Genomic DNA, 26096 nt, shown 5'->3' with positions numbered 1-26096 from the left:
GTGCGACGGGGTTTTCGGTGGGCAACTATACTGGTCGCGCTGACAGGGCTTCAGGCCTGCGATAAATCAGAGCAGGTTGCTTTTTACCAGTCAGGTATCATCTACTGTTCTGAAAGTAATCCGGTGAATTTTAACCCGCAAACCGATACTTCAAGCACCACCGCCGATGCCACCGCCCACCAGGTTTACGACCGGCTGATGGATTTCGATCCTGAAACCGGTCAGATTGTGCCAAACCTGGCCAGCAGCTGGCTGGTATCGGATGACGGTCTTACCTATACATTTCAGTTAAATAAAGATGTGGAATTTCACACCACACCTTACTTTACCCCGACCCGGAGCTTTAACGCCGACGACGTCATTTTCAGCATCAACCGCTGGCGGCTGGAAGCCAATCCATATCACCGCGTGTCCGGTGGACGCTACCCTTATTTCGAAAGTCTCGGCATCGCTGCCAATATTGAAGATGTGAAGCGCATCAATGGCTACCGGATTGAGATCACCTTAAAACAGCGTGACAGCTCTTTCCTGGCGAACCTTGCGACAGACTTTTCCGTTATTTTATCAGCCGAATATGCTGATTTTCTGTTGAGCCGTGGCACGCCGGAAAGGATTGACTATTACCCCATTGGTACAGGCCCCTTTAAATTTGAAAGCTACCGCAAAGACCACTATATCCGTTTTCTGCGCAACGAGCATTACTGGGGTGAACAGTCGTTGCCGGAAGGCCAGTCAAACACGGAACACCTGATTTACGACATCACGCCGAAGAGCTCAATCAGGCTTGCCAAACTGATCACCGGAGAGTGTGATGCTATTGCCTTCCCGGCCCAGACAGAATTGGAGGTGATCCGTAACCGTGAAGAGCTTGAGTTATCTGAAAAACCCGGTCTGAACATCGGTTTCTGGGCGTTCAATACCAACCGTCCTCCATTCGACAATCCGGACGTGCGTAAAGCGTTGGCACTGGCTATCGACAAGAATACCCTCCTTGAAGCTGTGTACTTTGACAGTGCCACACGGGCAAAAACCCTGCTTCCTACTGCCAGCTGGGCTTTCCAGAGTGATGCCGAAGATACCGCTTACAATCCGGTACTGGCAAAAAAATTACTCACGGAAGCAGGCATTGAACCGGGCTTTACCATGACAATTTGGGCAATGCCTGTGGAGCGCGCTTACAACCCGAATGCCACCAAAATGGCTGAGCTGATCCAGCGATATTTGTCAGCGGTGGATATTCAGGTGAATATTGTCACTTATGACTGGACCACATTTCGCCGCCATCTGCGGGAAGGCTTACACGACAGCGTGCTGATTGGCTGGTCCGCAGACAACGGTGATCCGGACAACTTTTACCGGCCTTTGCTCAGTTGCGGCGCAATCCCGTCCGGCACCAATCGCGCAATGTGGTGTAACGAACGATACGATTCACTGATTAATGAAGCCCTGCAAACACAAAATATGGAGCGGCGCAAAGCAATCTATGAAGAAGTGAACCGCTTGCTGTATGATGAATTACCCATCGTGCCTATTGCTCATGCTTACCGGTATCAGGCTTACCGTAAAAATCTGAAGGGCATGAGTATTAATCCGTACGGTGGTGTACGTTTTGCCGGAGTGACGAAATCCCTGTGATACAAATTCTGATCCGCTATGCGACCCTATTTATAACCACTATGCTCGTGCTGGCGGCATTGTCCTTCGCCCTTGCTTATTTGTTTCCCGGCGACGTACTGGTGAATCTGACAGGAATCACGCCGCAAAATGAGGCACAGCGTGCTGCACTCATCCGCCAGTTTCAGCTCGATAAACCCTATCTGTTTCAATTTATCTATTATGTGCAGCAACTGCTTCAGGGGAACTGGGGGTATAGTTTTATATCCGGTCTGCCGTTAAGGCAGGAAATCGGTATCGCCATGCCCGCCACAATAGAGCTCAGTGCCTATGCACTTTTTATCGCTATTTTTGTGGGTGTGCCTCTTGGCTGTTATGCGGGGTTACGCAGTTACACCAAACGGGATTACCTGATTAATTCGGCCAGTATGGTCAGTTACTCATTTCCGGTATTCTGGATAGCGCTGGTTTTCATTTTGTTTTTCAGTCTGAATCTTGGTGTGGTGCCGTTATCAGGGCGTGTGAGCTTGTTATTTGATGTGCCTCCGCAAACCGGCTTTATCCTCATCGACATCATCATTGCAGACAGTGTGGACAGCGGCCTGGCACTCAGCGATGCACTCATCCACCTGCTCCTGCCCACGGTATCTATCGCGCTGGTTTCCACCGCCTCCATGGTCCGGCTGACAAGGCGTTCAGTGATCGACGTGCTGAAAAGCCCGTACATTGCAGCGGCAGAATCCCGCGGACTTTCCAAGCGGCAAATCTTTTTCCGCCATATACTGAGAAACGCCTTACTCCCCATTTTGCCACTGATGGCGATCCAGATTACAACGCTCATCACCAATGCCATGATTGTTGAAACCTTGTTTTCCTGGCCGGGTATTGGCAACTGGCTGATTCAGGCCATTTACCAGCGCGATTATCCGGCACTGCGTGTTGGTATGCTGGCAGTAGCTACAGTGGTGATCAGTTTCACTATTATGATTGATTTGTTTAACCGCTTTATCGACCCAAGCAGGGAAAAGTACGAACGTGGCACGGTTTAGTTTATATCAGGAAGAATCGCAGCCCTCTCCCTGGCAGCGCACCTGGGAAGAGTTCCGCAGCAGTCATGTAGCCTTTGCCGGCTTCATTGTGCTCGGCCTGTTTTTCTTCGTGTCTCTGTTTGCGCCGCTGGTAGCGCCTTACGACCCGTTACAGCAAAATATCGATGCCCTGCTGGTGCCGCCGAGCTGGGAACCGAACGGTACCATCTCCCACCTGTTCGGCACTGATGCACTGGGCAGAGATGTATTTTCACGCATTATGTACGGCTGCCGTGTTACCTTCGGGTCCAGCCTGATGCTGGTGCTTATCGCTATGCTGGCAGGTGTAACAATCGGCACCATCGCCGGCATGACCAGCGGTGTTCGCTCCAGCGTGATAAATCATACTCTGGATGCGCTGATGGCCATCCCTACTCTGCTGATAGCCATTATCATCGTGGCCATTCTGGGTACTGGTCTCGTCAACAGTATGTGGGCGATTACTCTGGCACTTATCCCTCAGTTTATCCATCACACCCGCTCTTATGTGCGCAGTGAAATGAAAAAAGAATACATTCTGGCGTCCAGGCTGGATGGCGCACGCCCTTTGCAGTTATTTTTTCACTCGGTGCTGCCGAATATGATTGAAATGCTGGTGGTACAGGGGTCACTGGCGTTATCCATTGCTGTCATCGACATTTCCGCACTGGGTTTTCTGAACCTGGGTGCACAGCCACCCCTTCCCGAGCTGGGCGTGATTCTGGCAGACGGACTGGATGTGGCTTATATCGCTCCCTGGAACGTGGGCCTGCCCGGCCTGACGATATTTTTGATGGTACTGGCGGTGAACATTGTCGGTGACGGACTGCGCTCTGCACTTCGACGGAGGCTGACACACTAATGCCCATGCTCGATATAAAAAATATGACGCTTGAGATAGACAACGGGAATACCCGTGTTAAAGCGTTAGATAAAGTGAACCTCACCGTTAACAGCGGAGAAATCCGCGCGCTGGTGGGTGAATCCGGTTCAGGCAAGAGTCTAATGGTTCAGGCGATTTCCGGTTCACTTCCCCAGCAGTGGCGTATCACCGCTGACAGAATGAGCTGGAACGGCAAAAATATGCTGTCCATGTCAGCAAAAGAGCGGCGTGAACTGATGCGCCGGGATATCGGCGTGGTATTTCAGGATCCGGTATCAGCCATGGATCCCTCCACCACATTAGGTGAGCAGTTAGAAGAAGCCATCCCGGATGAACTGGTAAACGGTAAATGGTTCTGGCAACGCAAGCAGGACCGCCGGAAAACCGCTATCAGTACTGTGCACAAAGTCGGGATTAAAAATCATAAGCACTATCTGAATGCGTATCCCCACCAGGTGCCTACCGACATTGGTCAGAAGTTCATGATTGCTATGGCGCTGATTTCACAGCCCAGACTGCTAATTGCTGACGATCCCACCCGTGGCATGGAAACGACCACGAAGACCAAAGTACTGAAGTTACTGACACGTCTGAATCAAACAAAATCACTATCCATATTGTTTGTCAGCCACGACTTGCTGGCCATCGCCAGTATGTCTCACACCATGACGGTACTGTACTGCGGACAAACTGTTGAATCCGGCAAGATGAAGCATATCCGTAAACGGCCGCTTCACCCGTACACGAAAGCACTGCTGGACAGTGCGCCGAGTTTCAGGAATGACTTACCGCCTAAGTCCGTGTTGCCGGCACTGGACGGCACCATTCCTTCATTGCAACACGTTCCCATTGGCTGCCGGCTGGGCCCGCGCTGCCCCCGCGCCCAGCGCGCTTGTGTCAGTACGCCCGGCGTGCGTCGTATCCATGACCACACTTACAGTTGTCACTTCCCTCTGCACATGGAGAAGTTATGAGTGAGATCATGCATGTCAGCGGCCTGACATTCCACCACAGTGATAAGAAACGCTGGCTGAAAAAGCCGGAAGTGTTTGCCTTAGGTCCTATAGAACTGAGTGTGAAGCGCGGCGAGACTATTGCCATCATCGGTGAAAACCGCGCCGGAAAATCCCTGCTGGCCAAGCTGCTGGTGGGTGCAGTGCCTGCCGATGAAGGCGAGATATTCCTCAGCAACGTGATGTATAACGCGGCTAAAAAGAAGTCGACTAAGAGCTATAACGCCAGCAATGATATCCGCATGATTTTCCAGCACAGCAGCGAAGCCATGAACCCCGGCATTCCTGTAGGGCGTATTCTTGATGAGCCGTTATCGCTGAATACTGAACTGGATGAAACAGAACGCAAGAAAGTCATCGAAGATATTCTGGTTAAAGTGGGATTGCTGCGTGATCACTACTACTTTTACCGCCACATGTTGTCTGACGGTCAGCAGCAACGTGTAGCCATCGCCAGAGCCATGGTATTACAGCCAAAGATTCTGGTCGCAGACGAACCTTTTGCTGCACTGGACCCTTCAGTACGCTCGCAAACAGTAAACCTGATCCTGAACCTGCAAAAAGAGCTGGGGTTGTCGTTTATTTTTATCTCCCACAACTTAGGCATTGTGAGACACATTGCCGACCGGATCATCGTGATGGAAAACGGACAGATTGTTGAAACCGGTAAAACGGAAACAATCTTCCGCTGGCCTCAACATGATATGACCAAAAAGCTGATCCTTGCTTATCAGTCACTGGTACCCCAGCAAACGTTGACCTGAGTGGTCAACGTTGCCCGGAAAGACAATTAACCCACCAGCGCCAGCAGAATACCTGCTGCGACGGCAGAACCCAGTACGCCGGCTACATTTGGCCCCATGGCATGCATTAACAGGAAATTATGCGGGTTACTCTGCAAACCCACTTTATTGACCACTCTCGCCGCCATGGGTACAGCGCTCACCCCGGCAGCGCCGATAAGCGGGTTGATTCCGCCACCGCTCATTTTATTCATGAGTTTTGCCATCAATACACCGGCGGCAGTGCCGATAGCGAAAGCAATCGCACCTAAGCCGAGGATCCCTAACGTTTCCACAGTTAAAAATTTATCGGCAGATAATTTAGACCCCACAGCCAGGCCCAGGAAGATGGTCACAATATTGATAAGTTCATTCTGCGCCGTTTTTGACAGCCGGTCTACCACACCGCATTCCCGCATGAGGTTACCAAAACAGAACATACCCACCAGTGGTGTTGCAGAAGGCAGGAATAAAATGGTCAGAATGAGTACCGCCAGCGGAAATATGATTTTCTCTTTTTGCGACACGTGGCGTAACTGCGCCATTTCGATTTTTCGCTCATCTTCACTGGTCAGCGCTTTCATAATAGGTGGCTGGATAATAGGAACCAGTGCCATGTAAGAATAAGCGGCGACAGCAATTGCCCCCAGCAAATCAGGGGCAAGACGGGAAGCCAGAAAGATTGCCGTGGGTCCGTCAGCACCACCGATGATGGCAATAGCACTGGCATCTTTTAACGTGAAATCGAAACCGGGAATGAAATTAAGGGCAATAGCGCCGAACAATGTGGCAAAAATACCAAATTGAGCCGCAGCGCCCAGCAGCAACATTCTGGGATTTGCGATCAGTGCGCCAAAGTCTGTCATCGCTCCCACACCCATGAAAATCAGTAACGGGAACACGCCGGAATGAATGCCCACTTCATAGATGTAATATAACAGGCCACCCGGTTCACTGAAGCCAGCCAGCGGAATATTGGTTAACAGCGCGCCGAAACCGATGGGTAACAGCAATAGCGGCTCGAATTTTTTCACGATGGCCAGATATAAAAGCAGTAAACCCACTGCCATCATTACCAGTTGCCCGCCCTGAAAATGCGCCAGTGCAGTGCTGTCCCACAAAATTGATAATTTTTCCATCAGTTCAACTCTATCAGCGCCTGACCACTGGCAACACTGTCACCCTCTTTCACCAGAATACGGCCAGCTGTTGCGTCAAAGGCGGAACGGATTTCGGTTTCCATTTTCATCGCTTCAAGAATAATAACCACATCCCCGTTGGACACAGCATCACCTTCAGAGACTAAAATTTTGAACACATTGCCGGATAACGGCGCATTGATTGCCTGTCCGCCAGCCGGTGCGGCTGCGCTGCTTTGAGCCGGTGCGCGCTCTGTTGCGGCCGGCGTAACACTGGTCAGCGTGCCGGATTCAGCCACTTCCACGTGATACACTTTGCCGTCTACTTTCACATCGTAGCTTGAGGGTTGCCCCACTGCTTTTGGAGCAGCAACAGGCGCTGTAGCCACTTCCGGCTCTTTGCCCGGCGCAAGTTCAAAGGCATCCGGGTTGCCGCGGTTTTGCAAAAACTTAAGACCGATTTGCGGGAACAGGGCGTACGTGAGTACGTCGTCAACTTGCTCTTCCGCCAACAGGAAGCCTTTTTCTTTGGCCAATGATGCCAGGTCGTCAGTCAGGCTTTCCATTTCCGGCTTGATCAAATCAGCCGGGCGGCAGGTAACCGGCTCACCACCATCAAGCACACGGGCCTGCAATTCAGCATTCACCGGCGCAGCAGTTGCGCCATATTCGCCTTTCAGTACACCCGCCGTTTCTTTGGAAATACTTTTATAACGTTCGCCGGTGAGTACGTTCAAAACAGCCTGCGTCCCCACGATTTGTGAGGTAGGTGTGACCAGAGGAATGAAGCCAAGATCTTCACGTACACGGGGAATTTCCTTGAGTACCTCATCGAATTTGTCTTCGGCGCCCTGCTCTTTCAGCTGGCTTTCCATGTTTGTGAGCATGCCGCCCGGCACTTGCGCCAGCAGAATGCGGGCATCGACACCCTTAAGGCTGCCCTCGAATTTGGCGTATTTCTTTCTCACGTCGCGGAAATAAGCAGCAATGTCTTCTAACCCCTCCAGCGACAAGCCTGTGTCTCTTTCTGTGCCTTCCAGTGCCGACACAATAGTCTCAGTGGCGCTGTGACCGTAGGTCATACTCATTGACGATATAGCGGTATCCAGCATGTCAATGCCGGCATCAATGGCTTTCTGGTAGGTAGCTGTGCTCAGACCGGTGGTGGCGTGACACTGCATGGCAATAGGCACCTGCACGGTTTCTTTCAGGCGGGTAACCAGCGTTTCGCACTCGTAAGGTTTAAGCAAACCAGCCATGTCCTTAATGCAGATAGAATGCACGCCCATGTCTTCGAGCTGCTTCGCCATATCCACCCAGCCGTCGATTGTGTGCATAGGGCTGATGGTATAGGACATGGTACCCTGCGCGTGAGCGCCGCAATCAATGGCAGCCTTCACGGCGGTTTGCAGATTACGGACATCGTTCATCGCATCAAATATGCGAAAAACATCCACGCCATTTTCATGGGCACGTTCAACAAAACGGGTGACCACATCATCAGCATAGTGGCGATATCCTAATAAGTTCTGCCCACGGAGCAACATTTGTTGCCGGGTTTTCGGCATGGCTTTTTTCAGCGCCCGGATGCGCTCCCAGGGATCCTCACCCAGATAACGGATACAGGCATCAAACGTTGCCCCTCCCCAGGATTCAACAGACCAGAAACCTGCATTATCGAGCTCGCCTGCAATGGGTAACATGTCTTCCAGACGCATGCGGGTAGCCAGTAAAGACTGGTGGGCATCACGCAATACAAGTTCTGTCAGTGCCAGTGGCTTAGACATAAAAAATCCTCTTTGATGCTATTTTTGATTGTTTCTGTGCTGATGAATGGCTGCTGTGATGGCAGCTATGGTTTGCCCGCTCACGGCTGACTGAGCAGGTGCAGATGGCGTTCTCACCGGAACAGCGACGTCTTCATTGCCGGGATAACGCCGGCAGTACCAGGCAATGGCCTTAACACCGGCGATGAGCAGTGCCAGAAAAGCGAACACAAATACCATGCCGGTTAACATTAATGTGGCAGCTTCACCAAGCAAACTAACTAACGAATCTGATGCCATGTCAGAACCTGTTTATATTGTGATGTGAGTATTAGGAATAAGTAACATGTTAAACAGGCAGAAACAATGCGACTTCGGCCTTATATTCACTAACAAAAGCAACATTTTGCGATGAAAATCAGACAGAACACCGGACGAACCTGCACATGTGCTATGATTCAGTGTGGGCGATATTTGCACAATCGCAAATTGAATGAAGATGTTGATTCAGAATTAATGAAGATATGTGCCTGAACAAGGGAGCCAGGCACATAGCGGGGGTGTTTGAAAAACTAATCAGATATTTTTTTATTAATCTTACTGATTAACTGGCCAATTTCTGCCCGGCGGCCCTCATCGGCAACAGGACGGTCTTCTCTGGCCGGCGCCTGCAAAGCTATTGCGGCGAAGTGCTTTGCCTGCATGTAGTCACCTTCGTCATATAAATATTCTGCATAAAAGTAATTTGGATCGATGCCTTCAGGGTTGACCACAAGCGCCCTTTTCAAAAGTTGCTCTGCTTTTTTATCACTGCCAAAGCCTATGGGCCATCCGGGTACCTTGTGATACAGCACTCCCAGACTTGTCAGTGCAGAACCTTGCAGCGCATTCTCATCCAGCCTGAGCGCTTCTTCCAGGTTTTTACGGGCTGCCTTTGCGTAGGAAAGTGCCCCCAGGCCATCTTCCGCTCCAGCTGTACTCGACTGTACAATGCCAAGCCAGATATGACTGTCTGCCTTTTCCGGAGACTGTTTTACCAGCCACTCTGCTTTTGTGATCAACTTCTTAAATGCTTTATCTTTGTCTTCCTTCGTCTTGTAATTAATTTCAGCCCATTCATGCTGAATGTCTGACAAACTGATTGCTTCACTGGCAAGCACAGTATTCATAAAACTGGCAGCCACTATTGAAACTATATATTTAGTTATCTTCATAGCCATTTTTCCTCTTTCGCTGAACTTACAAACTGACGGATTGTGGTTAACTTTTTTGCTAACGCGAAATCTACCAACTCAGGCAGCGCTCCGTTAAGACGCGCAAACCACTTTTCGGGTGAACCAATAAACCATCGACGTCTGGATTTAGACAGCTGAAGCATCAGGGCGTCAGCAACAACCTCCGGCGCATCAGTTTCATTGCCAAGAGCGTGATTCATCGCGACAACATTTTTGTTGTTAATTGCAGTATTCGTTGCTCTGGGTGCAAGATAATGAAAAGAGACGGAGGTATCGCGATATTCGCGGCTAAGTGATTCTGTCCAACCTCTTAATCCGAATTTTGAAGCGCAGTAAATGCTGTGATATGGAAAGCCTACAGAACCAAACGTCGACCCTATATTAACAACCCGCGCTTCCTCACTTCTTCGCAGAACCGGCAAAAGTCTTTGCGTTAACGCCACAGGTGCCAGCAGATTAACAGTCATCACATCTTCAATAGCCTGTGCGGATACACCGTGGAAATCTCCAACACAAGACACGCCCGCATTGTTAATAAGCAGGGTTAATCCCATCTCCTGGCATACGTTAGCAATCTTCTCCCTGTCATCAGGCCTGGTAATATCAACACATAAAATCCGGTGCTGACCGGGCAAGGCCTCTGCCAGCTCAGACAGCTTTTGTGCATTACGGCCGGTAAGGATAAGACGCGCGCCCGAATCAGCCAGCCTTTTAGCTATCGCCTGACCAATTCCGCCGGATGCGCCTGTGAGTAAACAAACTTGCTTTTGCCATTGAACAGACATTATGCAACCTCTTGAATGGCGGTATCTTGAGATAGTGTGCGAAAGATATTTGCATAGAGTTGAAAGAACATCTTGGCGCTGTGAACAATGATATTCTGCTCTTCGACATCCTCAATTTTGTTCATCAAGTTTTTGAAGAATACGATATGCTCCTGATCCAGCGAACCATGAGAACGCAAGTAACTGAAAGCATTCCGGGGCAGATCTAACTGCTCTTGAATTGATGCCGCAGCGTTGTCAGCTAAAGCGATACTGGTACCTTCCAGCACAAACACCATTCCAAAAAAACAAAGAGGTGATTTTCTGCGGATACTGTCCCATGCATAGGAAACCATGAGTTCAGTAGCTGCGGCAGGCTGGCTGTAGCGAACTTTTTCCTTATCGGCACCACAGGCGGCAATATCACTCAGAATCCATTCCTGATGCCCCATTTCCTCCTCAATATATTCCGCAACAGCTTTCCGCAACCACTCTTTGTCGTCAGGTAAAGCAGCGCCTGTTGCCATCAGGAGTGGCACAGTATGTTTCACGTGATGATATGCCTGACTTAAAAAGGCAATATAGTCGCTCAGGCACACATCACCGGCAAAGCACCGCCGGATAACCGGAGAACTGACCAGATATGCACGTTCTTTCTGGGTTTCATTTTCAAGACGTTGATACAGATTCATGCTTCAATTTCCTCAGAGATTAGGCCGCTACCGGCATACATTGTGTCGATGACTGACTGATATTTTGACGCCAGAGCATCCCGTTTAAGCTTCCGGTTTGCCGTGAAAAGGGTTTTATCTGTGGCCAGTTCCGGCACGGATTGCCATACTTTTACCCTGGCGTATTCGGGTAAATGCTGATTTACCGCAGCGATTGCCTGGCCGGTTATTTTGCTGTCCAAACCGGATTCATAGGGCAGCAAAAGTGCACCGCAATATGGTCTGGCTTCCCCCGTCAGCACAACAAGTCTGAATAAACCTGTTGCCATGAGTTCTCCCTCAATCCACTCGGGGGAAATATTTCTGCCGAAAGAATTAATAAACACATTCTTTTTGCGGCCGGCGATCTGAAAAAATCCATCTGTTTGCACCGCGAGATCTCCGGTGTAAACGGCTGTGGGATAAAAAGACTCCGGCATGTTTACGTATCCCAGAAAAAGCGTTCCGGTGATCACAATCTCGCCATCTTCAATGACCAGCCTGTTATGGCCAAGTGCTGTGCCAGCACTGTAAATATTGTCTTTAGCTGGTGTATTAAGCGTATTAACCGATACACACTCAGACAGTCCATATCCCTGATAAACAGGCAATCTGCAATCTCTGGCTTTCTTAATCAGTGCCGCCGGTACAGTCGCTCCGCCCACAGCAATAAATAATAATGAAGCAGGAGGTTGCCAGCCCTGAGAACACGCTGAGACCAAAAGCTGCAAGAGCTCAGGTACAAGAATGAGTGTGGAAGGCTTCGCCTCTGAAATACTTTGAAGCATGCGTTCCGGTGATGTAAGCGAAACGCCCTCAAAGCCCAGTGATTCAGCACGACGAAGCACAATACAGCCTCCTGCCATTAGTGGCGCATAGATACCTGCGATGTTTTCCAGCAAAGTAGACAATGGCAGCAAACACAAATGCCTGGGCGAAGCGATACCGGTCGCATTGACAAGACTTTCAGCCACTACTTTCTGCGACTGGTGACTAAGGCATACGCCTTTTGGATTTCCGGTTGAACCAGAGGTAAAAGTAATCTTACCGGTACCGTCAGGTACCAGAGGCGTCTTACTTCCGGCAATTTGATAAAGATATAGTCGCTGAAACGGGCACTCTTTCAAACTGAACGTATGATTCGTCACAGGACTAGCAGAAAAATAGTATTCAATACCGGCTTCCGCGAATAAATGAGCCCGCTGTTGCGGGGAAAAATAGGGAGGTACAGGCACCAGCACCTTTCCGGCAGCCTGACAGGCAAGATCAAGAATGACCCATTCGGGACTGTTGCTGATCTCAATGGCAAAATGAGCGCCTGGCTGACATTCGAACCAGAATGACAACCGGTCAACTTCAGCAGCCAGTTCTCCGTAAGTCATTACGCCCTCTTCCCACTCCAGAGCGGGAAGTTCAGCCCGGGATAACCAGTTACCTAAAATCACAGGGCCTCCTCTATTTCAGTGGACAGCTGAGCACATTGTGAAGCAAGCCCCGAAAATAAAGTCCGGATCCGGCTATTTCTGAAAAGCTGACTAACGATGTGAGATAAGCTAACTGCTACCACCTGTGGCGAGGTATCGTAATAATTCCCCCATTTTATCTGGTCATCATCGGACAATGCGTCCCGCCTGGCTGAGGCCAGAATTGTCAATTGAATATGACTTTTAGCCATCAGGGTTCGCAAAGAAGAAGTGGCAGTAAAAACCAGGACTTCATAGTCGCGCCTGAAAAGTGCAAGTGCTGTGATAAGTAATAAGGGCAAAGTAAGATATGAAGACGGACTGAACAGGTTGCCGATTTCCGCAATCCGGTGGCGGGGTGTCACCAGGCCGTTGCGCGCCAGGCACACTTGCAAACTATCTTTCAAATAAGTTTCTACAAAAAAGGGGGACTGTCCTGTTCTGATCCCTGCTACGGCCAACGGGGTTGTATTTCCGACCCCGACCAGCAATGGCATGAATTCTGTTATCTCAGCACCAAATGCTGCCCGGAAACCTCCTGCCACTTGCTGTTCGAGCACCGGACGGTTAAGAGCCCCCTGAGTAGCCGCAAACACCGAAAGCGACGATGCCGGCTTATACCGTTTATTTGCAGGCAGTTCCGTTGCGGAAACATCTGCAGTAGTTTTTGTACTTAACATAAAAGACACTCTTTTGTTTGTTAAGTACAGTGTGAAGGGGAAAACTTAAGGCAATCTTAATATAGATAAAAATACCCGGTTAACGTCAAATAATTCAGAATTCATATTCCAGCGCCATCCGTAACGTATGGTCTTTACTATCACCATTGAATCCGGTGATAAATGCAACTTCCCACTTTAATTGTCTGCTGGCCGGGAAACGTTTTATCCCCATGAAACCCGGCCCTGCGCCCACATAATCCTCTGCGGCATAGAACTCAATAGCGGGCTGAATTTCCGGTATCCATCGGTACCGGTATTTCATTTTAAATTCGCCTTCGAATTCACTGGCTATATTATCGCCCCATTCATACACCAGAAATACGTTGGTAGTCAGGCTGAACCGGCCAAATTCCTTTTCAGTCAGCACTCCGGATTTTACAGACCAGTCATTCGAAGCATGTTCCTTCTCGATTTCAAACAGCATTCCCCAGTCAGCCCAGTATTGACCCTGTTCTGTCAGCATCCAGCGAAATTCCAGCTCATATGAACTTGCTCCGAAGTCCCCCTGCTCATCCCGGGAACCGACAATATATGCCTCAAGAATTGTGCGCTCCGATAAAGCATGCCCGAAGGAATAGCGCTGCTGCAGCAGGTTGCCATCGTCGTTCTGTCTGGACATGAGACGCCACTCCACTTCCCGCTCAAAAGGCAGTACATAAGGATGATAAACCCTGTCCACGATGAAATTATCAGCCAGTGCGGAGCCGGAAATCAGCAGACTGAAAAGAAGAAAAATATAATACCGCATTACACACTTCTCCCCGTTGCTTTACGTCTTTGTCGTCCACGCAACGAAAGTTTCAATATTAAAGGCACAATGACCGCAAAAGAGTAGACAGCCAGATAAACAGGGCCCGGTGTTGCCTCATAGCCCACCAGCACGTTAAAGAAATGGCCATACTCACTGTCATCTGCCAGCCATGTTGATGTGTCCCACACTCTTGGCTGCTCGTTGAGTAAATTAATTTGCTCAGCCATCACCGTTATATTCGCCACCTGGCCGCCAATGAAAACAGCCAGCATGCTGATTTTGATGAAGTAAGAATGCGTGGATTCAAGCACAAAAAATAGCAACACGCTGACACTGCAACTGATACCCAGCCCGATAATCGTTCCTATCATCAGACTCATATCAGCTTGCTGAGATGGCCAGTAGGCAACACTATAAATAATAAAATGAATGGCATTTACCATTGTGATACTGCTTAACACTGCCCATGCAGAAAATAATGAAACCGGCTCAGCGACTACATAACGACAAAAGGCTATAAATGCGACAATGAGAGCAATACCTTTTGCCCATTCCAGTCCGTTACCGTCGGCCACTTCAGATAATGCTGACAAATTGATATACAGCATTATTGCCATCGCAAGACCGGTAATTGTGCCGGTAAGGATCACTTTTACTGTTGTTTGTCGCTGTACGAGCAAAAAGCTGATCAGCAGGAAGATAGGCAAAGTATCGCGAATAAACAGGATGACAGTATTAATTAGCATCTGGCTTTCCTTCTGCGCTGACTACAACAGATCCTACTGCGGTATTCGGGTGATACTCACCAAAATATTGATATTCGCCGGGCGGCAGAGGCCCGACAAAGATAGTGCCTTTACTGTTCCCGAAAATAACTTTTTCTCTGTTTAAATCGAAGCTGTCGATCTCTTCCGGCGTGGTGTCATGATTTATGAAAGTCAACTTTACTTTCTGATTAGCGGGGATCACGATGGTCTGCGGCACAAACAAATTGTCTCTGATTTCTATTACAGCCTCAGGCATCTTTGCAAAGGTAAAGCATGGGATAAGCAGGAAGCTTAGTCCTGCCGGATATCTCATTTTTCTCACAGAGATACCTCATTCAAAGGCAGCTGAACACGAACTTTAAGCCCTCCAAGGCCTGAGGTCCCAAGCTCTATCGTCCCCTGGTGCAACATTAAAATCTGCCGCACGATAGCTAATCCCAGACCGCTCCCGTTCGTCTGGCGGGCCTCCTGCTTTTGATCCCGGTAAAAACGTTCAAGGACCTTTTCTCTTTCTTCTTCAGCAATCCCCGGACCAGAATCTTCAACGAGCAGCTCTGCGCTATTTCCTTGCTGACGAACAGTAATTTGAATCACCGCATGCACAGGAGAGTATGAAATCGCATTTGCTACAAGGTTTGACAGCAGGGTGTAAAGTGTAAATTCAGTAGAATGTATCCGGGTACTTTCTCCTTCAAGGCTAATTTCCTGTTCTTTAAACTCAACTTTTGAGTACAAATCAGTAATGACTTTTTGCGCGACTTCGAATGCGTCAACTCTGCCCAGTTGCAAGTGGAACAGTTCGGGACTGGTCCGGCTTAGCAGTAAAATCTGATTGACCACATGAATCATTCTGTCAGTATCTTCCCGGATTGCAGTGAGCTTTGAAGATTGCTGCGGCATATCCTGAGCCACATTGTGCAAGTTTATTTTCATCACGCTCAGTGGCGTACGTAACTCATGGGCAGCATTTGAAGCAAATTGCTGTTCCCGCTCAAACGCTTCCTGCAACCGCGAAAACATGCTGTTGAGCGTTTTCATAACAGGTTGCATTTCCTCGGGAACTTGCGGTAACAGAATCGTCGAGAGATCCTTCCCTTTCCTGCGGGACAATTTTTCCGATAACACTTTAAGCGGGCGCAGCCCCCTGCTGACCGATAAAAATATAATCAGAGCAAGGATCGGCACCGCATAAATAAAGGGCATGATGACCGAAATAACTAGTGACTCCGACAAGTCGACCCGACGCTGAATAGGTTGAGCCACCAGTACCACATAGTCTCCCGGGAGTGTTTGCCTTAATACCCGCCAGCGTTTAGCGGTAAAATTTCTGTCACTGTATCCGTCTTCTCCGGAGGCAAGCGCAGTTAACGGTGCATTCTCTGACCGCGCAATAAGCTGCTGATTTTGCCAGATTTGATAGACCAGGCCCGGCTCATGATTTGTGTCTGTGATTAATCCATTAGTGACAGCCACTGTACCCAGCACGCTTTGCAACTCTTCATCCATAAAAGAGCCCGACACGCGGGTCGCAGCCCGGTACCCATGAATAGCAGCGCTGAATATAACCAGTATAAGGAAGCTCACCAGAACTGCCGTCAAAAAGCGGCGAATAGATCTCACTGGCCGGAAGCCTTCACAGGAATACAGTAGCCCACACCGCGTACGGTTTTAATAAAGCTTTCCGGTAACTTTTTCCGCAAATGATGTATGTGCACTTCAATCGTGTTGCTGGCTACTTCTTCTCCCCACTCATAGAGCCGTGATTCAAGTTTTTGTTTAGGCTGTATGCGGCCACCGTTCTCCATCAGAACCTTAAGCAGCATTAATTCACGGCGGGGCAAGGCAACAGATTGTCCGGTGACACTCAGTTCCAGGGTTTGCGTGTTAAGCTGTACTTCGCCAATAGAGACCACGGCACTGGTTGCCGTTCCCAAACGTCTTTCGACAACCCGCAAACGGGCGAACAACTCGTCCATTTCAAATGGCTTTGGCAGATAATCATCGGCTCCTGCGTCGAGTCCGAGAATTTTGTCAGAGACTTTATCCCTGGCGGTAAGAATAATGACAGGCATATGCGGCAATTTATGACGAAGTGATCTGAGTACTTCTAATCCGTCCATATCGGGCAAGCCGAGATCCAGAATAGTTATGTCGTTCTGACCGGTCAGTGCAGTATTTATCCCGTCTTTCCCTTTGTATACACAATCAACAACGTGATTCGCGTCCCGCAGGGATTGCGCAAGGGCATCTGAAAGGGGTCTGTCATCTTCAACAAGTAGAATTCGCATAACACTGAATCTGAGAGAATTATTGGCAGAGTATAGCACCATAAGCTTAAAGAAAACTTAAGGCAGAATTTAAAGAGGAAAACGAAAAAAGCCCACCTGATGGTGGGCTTTCCGGTATGGCGCGTGTGGAAGGATTCGAACCTCCGACCGCCTGGTTCGTAGCCAGGTACTCTATCCAGCTGAGCTACACACGCGCATTAAAACTTATTGTTGGCCACCACGTCCAACCTTGAACAATGGCGGAGAGGGAGGGATTCGAACCCTCGATACCAGTAATAGGTATGGTTCCTTAGCAGGGAACTGGTTTCAGCCACTCACCCACCTCTCCGTAACAGTGGTGCGCATTTTACTGATACTCGTGAGGGAGTCAAACCCTTTTTTCAATAAAATGAATCGTATGCTGCCATTTTAAACAAATCGGATAAAAAGCCCGCTCTATCATACCTCAGAGTCAAAAAAGGCCGGTTCAACCGGCCTCTTTCTATCGGGATTATTCGGTAACACTGTTACCCGGCTGCCCGCCTTTCTCAGCCTGTATACGCATGTAAATCTCTTCACGATGCACTGATACTTCTTTCGGCGCATTCACACCAATTCGTACCTGATTTCCTTTAACGCCTAATACGGTAACCGTTACATCATCACCGACCATCAGGGTTTCACCTACACGACGAGTCAAAATAAGCATTCGCTTGCTCCTGATCCTTTACAAATGAAAATATCCTTTAACCTTATGTCACTCGCCGGCACGACCCGACGGTAACGTCAGTGATTCCGTGTTTTTGTGTCACTCCAAAAACTCACTGATTACCTTACAATCTGGATTATAGCTTATCTGACAAATATGCGTTAACCGAAGCCAATGCACTTGCCAAATTTTCTGGCTGACTACCACCGGCTTGCGCCATGTCTGGTCTGCCACCACCTTTTCCGCCAACCTGTGAGGCAATAAAGTTTACCAATTCGCCTGCTTTCACTTTGCCGGTAAGCTGTTTGGTCACACCAACTATCAAACTGACTTTCGCACCATCAGCCATACCTAGTACTACGATCCCTTCGCCGATTCGGTTTTTAAGATCGTCCATCATTCCACGCAACGCTTTAGACTCAACGCCTTCCAGTTCAGAAATTAACACTTTCACACCGTTAATTTCTATAGTCTGACCCAGCATGTCAGCGCCTTGCTGAGAAGCCAGTTTTTGCTTCGCCGCTGATAATGCCTTCTCAAGCTCTTTCGTTTGCGTTTGCAGTACACCGATACGGTCAATCAGTCCTGATACGTCAGTTTTCAGCAATCCGGCTGCGGTCTGTAATTGAATTTGTTGTTGTTGAACAAACTCAACTGCAGTTGCGCCGGTTATCGCCTCTATGCGACGAACGCCTGATGCGATACCACTTTCTGACACAATCTTAAATAAACCAATATCACCTGTACGTTTGACGTGAGTACCACCGCAAAGTTCAACAGAGAACGGACCCATTGTGACAACGCGTACTTTCTCGTCGTACTTCTCACCGAACAATGCCATCGCACCAGAGGCTTTGGCTTCATCCAGTTCCATCAATTCAGTTTGCAGCGCATGGTTAGCGCGAATTTCTTCATTTACCCGGTTTTCAATTGTCAGCAACTGCTCTGCCGTCACGCCCTCAAAATGGGAGAAGTCAAAACGCAGGCGTTGTGCTTCTACCAGAGAACCTTTCTGAGTGACATGCTCACCTAAGATTTCTCTCAGTGCAGCATGCAGCAAGTGCGTCGCACTGTGATTTTGCTTCACGGCTTCACGATTGCTGTTGTCGATAGCCGCAGCCGCTTTTTCGCCTTTACGTATTTCACCGACGACCTTACCTTTGTGCGCGAATGCATTACCCATTTTCTGGGTATCAGTAACAATAAATTCACCGTTAGCTACTTTAAGCACACCACGGTCGCCGGCCTGACCACCGGACTCGGCATAAAAGGGCGTCTGGTCTAATACCACAATACCTTCCTGTCCGTCGGTGAGCGATTCGCAAAATTGATTGTCATGAATAAGTTCGACAACGTTTGCCTCACCTTCCACATCGGTATAACCGGTGAATGCTGTTTCATGTTCAATTTTCAGCAGGTCATTATAATTGGCACCGAAGTTACTGGCTTTCTGAGCACGGGCACGCTGAGCTTCCATGGCCTTTTCAAAACCGGCTTCGTCAATTTTTACATTGTGCTCGCGGGCAACATCGTTGGTTAAATCAACCGGGAATCCGTAAGTGTCATACAGTTTGAACACCACTTCACCGGGAATCGTATCGCCTTCCAGTGAAGATAACGTGTCATTGAGCATGTTCATGCCCCGTTCCAGTGTTTTACTGAATTGCTCTTCTTCAACCCGCAATACTTTCTCAATGACAGGTTGCTGATCAGCCAGTTCAGGGTAGAACTCACCCATCTCTTTCACCAGAGCCGCTACCAGTTTGTAGAAGAAAATGTCTTTCGCGCCAAGTTGATAGCCGTGACGTACTGCACGACGAATGATACGGCGCAGTACATAGCCGCGACCTTCGTTGCCGGGCATTACGCCGTCACATACCAGGAAGCCGCATGAACGGATGTGGTCAGCTACAACACGCAAAGACTTGTCTTCCAGGTCTTTAGCCCCTGTAATGTCAGCAGTCGCTTTAATCAGGTTCTGGAACAGGTCAATTTCATAGTTGCTGTGCACATTCTGAAGAATGGCAGAAATACGCTCCAGGCCCATACCGGTATCGATAGAAGGCTTAGGCAGCGGTTCCATGGTACCGTCTGCCTGCTTATTGAACTGCATGAAAACCAGGTTCCAGATTTCAATAAACCGGTCACCGTCTTCTTCAGGCGTTCCCGGAGGACCACCCCAGATGTGCTCACCGTGGTCATAGAAAATTTCAGAACAGGGACCGCAGGGGCCGGTATCACCCATCGACCAGAAGTTATCTGACGTGCTGATCCGGATGATTTTTTCTGCCGGTACGCCAATGTGGTTCTCCCACAAATCAAAGGCTTCATCGTCTTCTGAATAAACGGTTACCAGCAGTTTCTCTTTTGGTAATCCAAGCTCAACAGTCAGAAAGTTCCAGGCAAAGGAAATGGCGTCTTTTTTGAAGTAATCGCCAAAACTGAAGTTACCCAGCATTTCGAAAAAGGTGTGATGACGGGCGGTATAGCCAACGTTCTCCAGGTCATTGTGCTTACCACCGGCACGCACACAACGTTGTGAAGACACTGCGCGGGAGTAGCTGCGCTTTTCTGCGCCAAGGAAAACGTCTTTGAACTGGTTCATCCCCGCGTTGGTGAACAGGAGCGTAGGATCATCTGCAGGTACCAATGAGGAACTCGCCACTGCCTGGTGGCCGTGACTTTTAAAGTAATCGATAAACTTTTGGCGTATGTCAGCAGTTGATAATGTCATTGAAATCCTAACTTCCTACTCTTGTTAACGGTGAACATCGGGAGCACAAATTTACTCTGATAAAATGGCTCGTCAGATGCCGGGGAATTGTGGTGCACAAGTCACTAAATCGGGCATACGGCCCGCAGGGCGCAAACATATCATGGAACACGCGCCGTTGTTAAGGCATTCGCGGTTAATTTAGTCACCATTTACGGCGTATTGGATGTGTTCCTGAGTAAAGCCCCGGTAATTGAGAAACTGCATTTGCTTTTGTCTGGCTTTGAAGTCCCGCTCCTGCCCTTCGCCAAATTTCTTCTCTTTTACCTTCAGGGCTAATTCAAACCAGTCAATGTCAGCTTCGCTCATCGCAGACGCGATGGTAGCGTCATCGAGTTTATGCTGCGCCAGCTCACGCTTTATTCTGGCCGGCCCCTGGCCTTTCGATGCGCAGGCGCGGACACGCATTTCTGCGTATCTGGCATTACTTTGAATATCAGCGTCGGTGAATTCCTGCAAAATAGCCGACGACAAACCGGCGTCGAAACCTTTCTGTGTCAGTTTTGTCAGTACCTCCACATGGCTGTGCTCTCGTCGTGCCAGCATGCGCGTAATCGCGTCGATAATGATTTTGCGGTCAGGGTCTGTCATGTTGAAGAATGTTTAAATTAGCTCTAATGTAAATGTACCGGCATTCATGGAAGAGTTCGTCGCAGTACAATGCAGTGACTAACCACGATACAGCAGTGAATTAAAAACGTGTTTACTGCGAAAGTAAAAATGAAATATACCACATCCTTTATCTCATCGATTAAAGACATTGATTCATCACAGTGGCAGGCACTTGCACGGGACGCAGGTCCGTTTCTGCAATATCCGTTTCTTGCTGCCATGGAAGCATGTCACTGCGTAGGTCCTGAAACAGGCTGGCAACCTCATCATTTGAGTGTCTGCGACGGTGATAAACTCGTTGCGGTGATGCCGGGTTACCTGAAAGAAGACAGTTACGGGGAATATGTTTTTGACCACAGCTGGGCACATGCCTACGATCAGCACGGGCTGAATTATTATCCCAAGTGGATAAGTGCAGTGCCTTTTACACCGGTCACCGGCAACAGACTTCTGATATCTCCTGAGTATGAAGAAAGGGACATTCTGCAAGTAGCAGTGCCTGCTCTGAAGGCATTGTCAGAACAAGGATGCTCATCTTCTCACATTCTTTTTTCGCCATATCAAAATAGCAAGAGCTGGTATGAGCAGGGCTTTGCCCGGCGCTATTCCGTGCAGTTCCAGTGGTACAACTATGGCTATCAGACGTTCAGTGACTTTACCGCCGCACTGACATCGAGAAAGCGTAAAGCCCTGCGTAAGTCACGGGAGAAACTTGAACAGGCCGGTGTTTCGCTGACAAGAATTACCGGTGATGCCCTCACCTCTGAACACATTGAATTTTTCATCCGCTGCTATCAGCAAACTTATTTAAAACGATCCGGCCACACGGGATATCTGACTCCGGCTTTTTTCCGCCAGATCTTCAGCTCTATGGCATCGAATGTTTTGCTGGTCGTCGCCGCACAAGAACAGGAACCTGTAGCCAGTGCACTGTTTTTCTATGACGATAACGGGCTTTACGGGCGCTACTGGGGTGCAATGAAAGAGGTCGACGGCCTGCATTTCGAGACTTGTTACAATCAGGGCATTGCTTTTGCTGTTGAGCATGGCATACCTTTATTCAACCCCGGCACACAGGGCGAACACAAGATTTTACGGGGCTTTGAGCCCACCTGGTGTGTATCTCTTCACAAATTGTATGATGCAGATTTCCACCATGCTGTAGAACAATTTTTACAGCAGGAAACGCCACAGATTGCCCGTTACTTTCAACAGGCAGCCACTGTGTTACCTTTCAATGAAGCGATGCAAACAACACTAAGAACAACAAGTACAGCAGTGGTCACTCCGGACGCTGCAACAACAAAAAAGAGAAACGACAATGAAGTATAAATTACTCGCTGCCACTATTGCAGCGGCCTTAAGTTTAACCGGCTGTAGCAAACCGGAACAAAACACCACAGCCTCATCATCAGAGGCACAGTCTGCCGTACAAAAAGGCAGTGCGGAACTGGGCAGCTTCGGCATCGACCTGACAGCAATGGACAAAGCCGTAAAACCCGGCGACGACTTCTTTTCCTATGCCAGCGGCACCTGGTATAAAAATTATGAACTTCCGGCAGATAAAACCCGCTTCGGTGCATTTAATGCCCTGCGTGATCGCAGCGAAGAACAGGTTAAAGCCATCATCGACGACCTGATGACCAGGCAAGATCTGAATGCTGAAGAACAGATGGTAAAAGATTTCTACACCGCTTACATGGATGTGGAAGGCATAAATGCGAAAGGTATTGAGCCTGTTTCGGATGTATTGTCGAAAATTCAGGCCATCGATAACCGTCAGGCACTGACAGAGGTGTTCGGGAATGCCTGGTTATACGGCACAGCAACGCCTCTGCTGGGCAGCATGTGGTACAACCGTCTTGATCCCAACGAGTATCAGGTCAGTGTCAGTGTTGGCGGCCTGGGTCTGCCTGACCGGGACTATTACTTAAGTGATCAGGAACGCTTTGTTGATATTCGTGAAGCATACCTGTCTCATATCGAGAAAATGCTGTCGTTTGCCGGTGTTCAGGACGCTGCACAGCAGGCACAACAAATTATGGATCTGGAAACCCGTATTGCTCATGCCCAATGGCCGCGGGAAAAACGCCGGGATCGTGATCTGACATTAAACCAGATTGAAAGATCGTCTCTTTCCGATGCGTATCCGGGTTTTAACTGGGATACCTTTTTCGCACAAAGTGGCTTGAAAGTACCAGAGCTGAACATCACTACCCCGCAACCCGTTAAAGATGTCATTACCATCATCAACGAAACGGATCTTGCTGTGTGGAAGGCGTATCTGACTTTCCATACTCTGAGTGAAAATGCCTCTCTGCTGCCGGAAGAGATTTACCAGACATCTTTTGAATTCTATAACAAAAAGCTGAATGGTCAGGAAGAACCGGAAGCCCGCTGGAAACGCGCTGTTGCACAAATGTCCGGTACGCAGTCTCTGGGTTTCGCGCTGGGCAAGATTTATGTCGACCGTTACTTCCCTCAGTCTTCGAAAGAGCAAATGTCTGAACTGGTTGAAAACCTGCGCGCAGCGCTGGGCAAGCGCATTGACAACCTGGACTGGATGGGTGAAGAAACGAAGAAAGAAGCGAAAGAAAAACTGGCGGCTTTCCATCCTAAAATCGGCTATCCGGACGAATGGGTAGATTTAAGTGGTCTGGAAATATCTTCAGATAAGCTGGTTCAAAACATTCGTAACCTGCGCAAATTCTTTAACGCTAAAGATGTGGAAGCAGAACTTAAGCCGACTGACCGCGAACGCTGGGGTATGACACCTCAAACGGTCAACGCATATTACAATCCGTCATTTAATGAGATTGTATTCCCTGCTGCCATTCTTCAGCCTCCTTTCTTCGATCCGAATGCAGACCCTGCCGTGAACTATGGTGCTATCGGCGCTGTTATCGGACACGAAATGGGACACGGTTTCGACGATCAGGGCGCCAAGTCAGACGCCAAAGGTATTCAGCGCAACTGGTGGACTGAAGAAGATTTAGCTTCTTTTACTGCCAAAGTTGACCAGTTGGGTGCTCAGTATGATCAGTATGAGCCAATCCCCGGCAACCATGTAAATGGTCGTCTGACCATGGGTGAGAACATTGGTGATGTGGGTGGTTTGTCAATGGCCTATGAAGCCTACAAGCTGAGCCTGAATGGCAAAGAAGCCCCTGTCATCGACGGCTTCACCGGCGATCAACGCTTCTTCCTCGCCTGGGCACAGGTATGGCGTGAGAAACGCACTGAGCAAAGCCTGATCAACCAGCTCCGCTCTGATCCGCACTCTCCGGCCCGATACCGTACACAGGCGCCACGTAATCTGGATATCTGGTATAAAGCTTTCGACGTCCAGCCCGGCGATGCCTTGTATCTTGCACCGGAAGACCGCGTTCAGATCTGGTAACACGCTGACTGACTTGCTCCTCCGCACGGGGGAGCAAAATAAGCTCTAATGCCCTCCAACAAACTTTGTTCCTTACTCCTTCCTCACTCCTGAGAAACCAATATTTATTAAATACTTTGACACCAAATGCCACCGGTAGCATTATTAACTGATTGTAAATCTTGTAAACCAATTAACTTCCCGCAGTCGTAACATGACTCTTTCGGGAATACCGGAGCTTTCATGATATTCCGCCTTACCCTGATCCTGTGTTTTCTGATCCCGCTATCAACCCGCGCCTCTACTGAGCAAGACTGGCAAATTGCGACCGGAATTTTGCAGCAAATACGCCTGCCGGACATTCCGGATAAACAGTTTGTTGTGGAAGACTCACCTTCAATCAGAAAGACCGCCAGACAAACCATCCAGCAAACTATCGACAAAGCAGCGGCTGCCGGTGGTGGAATTGTTCATATTCAGGAGGGTATCTGGCATGTTGACGGGCCTTTGCACCTTAAAAGTAAAATCAATCTGCATCTCGGGAAAAACGCCACACTACTCTTTTCAGCTACGCCCTCTGATTTCCTTCCGGTTGTGAAAACACGCTGGGAAGGAACGGAAGTATTTACTTACTCACCAATGATTTACGCTGCCAATGTGGAAGATGTGGCTATCACAGGTGAAGGCACAATAGACGGCAATGCAAACTCTGCTTTTATCAACTGGTACGAAAAGCAAAATACTGACATGCATGCGCTGAGAAGAATGGGTTTTGACAGTGTGCCTGTGCAACAAAGGCAATTCGGTGAAGGGCATTTTCTTCGCCCCCCCCTTATCCAGTTTTTCCATGCCAAACGTGTTCTGCTGGAAGACTACACGGCCAAAAACTCCCCCTTCTGGGTTAACCATCTGGTATACACCTCTCACGCAACGGTTCGCAGGGTGAAAGTAGACAGCCACCTGTACAATAACGACGGACTGGACATTGAATCCAGTCAGTTTGTACTGGCAGAAAACAATCATTTCCGCACCGGTGATGACGGCATCGTAATCAAGTCCGGCCGCGATGCGGATGGCCGTAACATAGGTATTCCCAGCACTGATATCGTCGTAAGAAATAATGATCTTGGTGGCGAAGACGGCATTGGTCTGGGGTCGGAAATGTCCGGTGGTATCAAACGGGTTTTCTTCGAAAATAATACCCTCCACGAAGGAGATTCGGCTTACCGTTTCAAAAGCAACTTAGATCGTGGCGGACGTGTTGAAATGATTCGGATCCGCGGGAGTAAAGTCGCCTCATTTAAACATCTTTTCTGGTTCCAGCTTAATTACCCGAGCAATCTTCACGGTAATTTTCCGGCAACTTACACTGACATCATCATTGAAGATACGACCGTAGAGAATGTGGGTACTGTGCTTGAAATCCATGCTCCGGATGCAGCCCCTGTTTACGATGTCACTTTCCGGAATATCCGTATCAAAAAGGCTGACATTCCGCTGATTTTGGAAAATGCAGAAAATATTCATTTTGAGAATGTGCAGATTGGCAACCAGTTCTGGAACGGTAAATTCTCTGCGTTGAAGGATGCGGAAGCGGTGAAAGATTAGTTAACTATTTTGTAATCGCGATCACATTTTTATTGACAATATCATTAACAAGTCTGTAACGTTACGCCTAAT

At 48.8% G+C, this 26096-nt stretch carries 24 protein-coding genes and 2 tRNA genes; 8 read left to right on the top strand and 18 right to left on the bottom strand.

Annotation, left to right across the window (positions count from 1 at the left end; genetic code table 11):
- From AC4PME_RS02715 to AC4PME_RS02695, 5 genes are read left to right on the top strand one after another with little or no spacing between them, the layout of a single operon-like run.
- Positions 1-1635, top strand: a complete 1635-nt coding sequence (locus tag AC4PME_RS02715; RefSeq protein ID WP_181013657.1) for an ABC transporter substrate-binding protein — start codon at positions 1-3, stop codon at positions 1633-1635.
- Positions 1632-2663, top strand: a complete 1032-nt coding sequence (locus AC4PME_RS02710; RefSeq protein ID WP_119500621.1) for an ABC transporter permease — start codon at positions 1632-1634, stop codon at positions 2661-2663. Before AC4PME_RS02715 ends, AC4PME_RS02710 begins: the two co-directional genes overlap by 4 nt.
- Positions 2650-3543: an ABC transporter permease subunit gene (locus AC4PME_RS02705; protein WP_119500620.1), complete on the top strand. Its 894-nt coding sequence runs from the start codon at positions 2650-2652 to the stop codon at positions 3541-3543. Before AC4PME_RS02710 ends, AC4PME_RS02705 begins: the two co-directional genes overlap by 14 nt.
- On the top strand, positions 3543-4538 hold the full coding sequence (locus AC4PME_RS02700) for a peptide ABC transporter ATP-binding protein (RefSeq protein WP_119500619.1): 996 nt from the start codon (positions 3543-3545) through the stop codon (positions 4536-4538). The genes AC4PME_RS02705 and AC4PME_RS02700 overlap by 1 nt, the downstream gene beginning before the upstream one ends.
- Positions 4535-5341, top strand: coding sequence for an ATP-binding cassette domain-containing protein (locus tag AC4PME_RS02695; protein WP_491046894.1), 807 nt, complete (start codon positions 4535-4537; stop codon positions 5339-5341). The genes AC4PME_RS02700 and AC4PME_RS02695 overlap by 4 nt, the downstream gene beginning before the upstream one ends.
- A gap of 26 nt (positions 5342-5367) precedes the next feature.
- Here AC4PME_RS02695 and AC4PME_RS02690 read toward each other — a convergent pair whose 3' ends face one another.
- From AC4PME_RS02690 to AC4PME_RS02605, 18 genes are all read right to left on the bottom strand, one after another.
- Positions 5368-6498 (bottom strand): sodium ion-translocating decarboxylase subunit beta, encoded by a 1131-nt coding sequence (locus tag AC4PME_RS02690; RefSeq protein WP_119500617.1) that lies wholly within the window; start codon positions 6496-6498, stop codon positions 5368-5370.
- The gene (gene oadA / locus AC4PME_RS02685) at positions 6498-8285 is read right to left on the bottom strand and encodes a sodium-extruding oxaloacetate decarboxylase subunit alpha (RefSeq protein ID WP_491046895.1); all 1788 of its coding nucleotides are present in this window, start codon (positions 8283-8285) and stop codon (positions 6498-6500) included. Before oadA ends, AC4PME_RS02690 begins: the two co-directional genes overlap by 1 nt.
- Before the next feature lie 18 nt (positions 8286-8303).
- Positions 8304-8564 (bottom strand): OadG family protein, encoded by a 261-nt coding sequence (locus tag AC4PME_RS02680; protein WP_119500615.1) that lies wholly within the window; start codon positions 8562-8564, stop codon positions 8304-8306.
- A 272-nt stretch (positions 8565-8836) separates the two neighbouring features.
- The gene (locus AC4PME_RS02675; protein WP_491223940.1) at positions 8837-9433 is read right to left on the bottom strand and encodes a tetratricopeptide repeat protein; all 597 of its coding nucleotides are present in this window, start codon (positions 9431-9433) and stop codon (positions 8837-8839) included.
- A 41-nt stretch (positions 9434-9474) separates the two neighbouring features.
- Complete coding sequence (locus AC4PME_RS02670) at positions 9475-10284, bottom strand: SDR family oxidoreductase (protein ID WP_491046892.1); 810 nt, start codon at positions 10282-10284, stop codon at positions 9475-9477.
- Complete coding sequence (locus AC4PME_RS02665; RefSeq protein ID WP_491046891.1) at positions 10284-10955, bottom strand: iron-containing redox enzyme family protein; 672 nt, start codon at positions 10953-10955, stop codon at positions 10284-10286. The genes AC4PME_RS02670 and AC4PME_RS02665 overlap by 1 nt, the downstream gene beginning before the upstream one ends.
- Entirely contained in the window at positions 10952-12418 is a 1467-nt protein-coding gene (locus AC4PME_RS02660; RefSeq protein WP_491046890.1) for an AMP-binding protein, read from the bottom strand. The genes AC4PME_RS02665 and AC4PME_RS02660 overlap by 4 nt, the downstream gene beginning before the upstream one ends.
- A complete protein-coding gene (locus AC4PME_RS02655) occupies positions 12415-13116 on the bottom strand; it encodes a thermostable hemolysin (RefSeq protein ID WP_119500610.1) in 702 nt (233 codons plus the stop codon). Before AC4PME_RS02655 ends, AC4PME_RS02660 begins: the two co-directional genes overlap by 4 nt.
- Positions 13117-13210: 94 nt before the next feature.
- Entirely contained in the window at positions 13211-13906 is a 696-nt protein-coding gene (locus tag AC4PME_RS02650; protein WP_491046889.1) for a hypothetical protein, read from the bottom strand.
- On the bottom strand, positions 13906-14655 hold the full coding sequence (locus AC4PME_RS02645) for a hypothetical protein (protein ID WP_491046888.1): 750 nt from the start codon (positions 14653-14655) through the stop codon (positions 13906-13908). Before AC4PME_RS02645 ends, AC4PME_RS02650 begins: the two co-directional genes overlap by 1 nt.
- Positions 14645-14989, bottom strand: a complete 345-nt coding sequence (locus tag AC4PME_RS02640; protein ID WP_119503337.1) for a cupredoxin domain-containing protein — start codon at positions 14987-14989, stop codon at positions 14645-14647. The genes AC4PME_RS02645 and AC4PME_RS02640 overlap by 11 nt, the downstream gene beginning before the upstream one ends.
- Before the next feature lie 5 nt (positions 14990-14994).
- On the bottom strand, positions 14995-16260 hold the full coding sequence (locus AC4PME_RS02635) for an ATP-binding protein (RefSeq protein ID WP_491046887.1): 1266 nt from the start codon (positions 16258-16260) through the stop codon (positions 14995-14997).
- Between the two features lie 32 nt (positions 16261-16292).
- A complete protein-coding gene (locus AC4PME_RS02630) occupies positions 16293-16964 on the bottom strand; it encodes a response regulator transcription factor (RefSeq protein WP_491046886.1) in 672 nt (223 codons plus the stop codon).
- Between the two features lie 117 nt (positions 16965-17081).
- Positions 17082-17158: transfer RNA gene (locus AC4PME_RS02625), tRNA-Arg, on the bottom strand.
- Positions 17159-17201: 43 nt separating this feature from the next.
- Positions 17202-17292: transfer RNA gene (locus AC4PME_RS02620), tRNA-Ser, on the bottom strand.
- Between the two features lie 162 nt (positions 17293-17454).
- Positions 17455-17652 (bottom strand): carbon storage regulator CsrA, encoded by a 198-nt coding sequence (gene csrA, locus AC4PME_RS02615; RefSeq protein WP_119500605.1) that lies wholly within the window; start codon positions 17650-17652, stop codon positions 17455-17457.
- 136 nt (positions 17653-17788) lie between these two features.
- Complete coding sequence (gene alaS / locus AC4PME_RS02610; protein WP_491045117.1) at positions 17789-20386, bottom strand: alanine--tRNA ligase; 2598 nt, start codon at positions 20384-20386, stop codon at positions 17789-17791.
- A 180-nt stretch (positions 20387-20566) separates the two neighbouring features.
- Entirely contained in the window at positions 20567-21016 is a 450-nt protein-coding gene (locus tag AC4PME_RS02605) for a regulatory protein RecX (RefSeq protein ID WP_119500603.1), read from the bottom strand.
- Between the two features lie 129 nt (positions 21017-21145).
- Between AC4PME_RS02605 and AC4PME_RS02600 the strand changes: the two genes are divergently transcribed.
- The 3 genes from AC4PME_RS02600 to AC4PME_RS02590 all read left to right on the top strand — a co-directional run bounded on the left by AC4PME_RS02600 (position 21146) and on the right by AC4PME_RS02590 (position 26024).
- Positions 21146-22369, top strand: a complete 1224-nt coding sequence (locus AC4PME_RS02600; protein WP_491045116.1) for a GNAT family N-acetyltransferase — start codon at positions 21146-21148, stop codon at positions 22367-22369.
- Positions 22359-24437 (top strand): M13 family metallopeptidase, encoded by a 2079-nt coding sequence (locus AC4PME_RS02595; protein ID WP_119500602.1) that lies wholly within the window; start codon positions 22359-22361, stop codon positions 24435-24437. Before AC4PME_RS02600 ends, AC4PME_RS02595 begins: the two co-directional genes overlap by 11 nt.
- A gap of 222 nt (positions 24438-24659) precedes the next feature.
- Positions 24660-26024: a glycoside hydrolase family 28 protein gene (locus AC4PME_RS02590; protein WP_491045115.1), complete on the top strand. Its 1365-nt coding sequence runs from the start codon at positions 24660-24662 to the stop codon at positions 26022-26024.
- Positions 26025-26096 lie beyond the last annotated feature (72 nt).

This window comes from Alteromonas sp. (genome assembly GCF_984505615.1).
The sequence above is the reverse complement of the archived record's forward strand: the minus strand, read 5'-3'. Positions and strand labels throughout refer to the sequence as shown.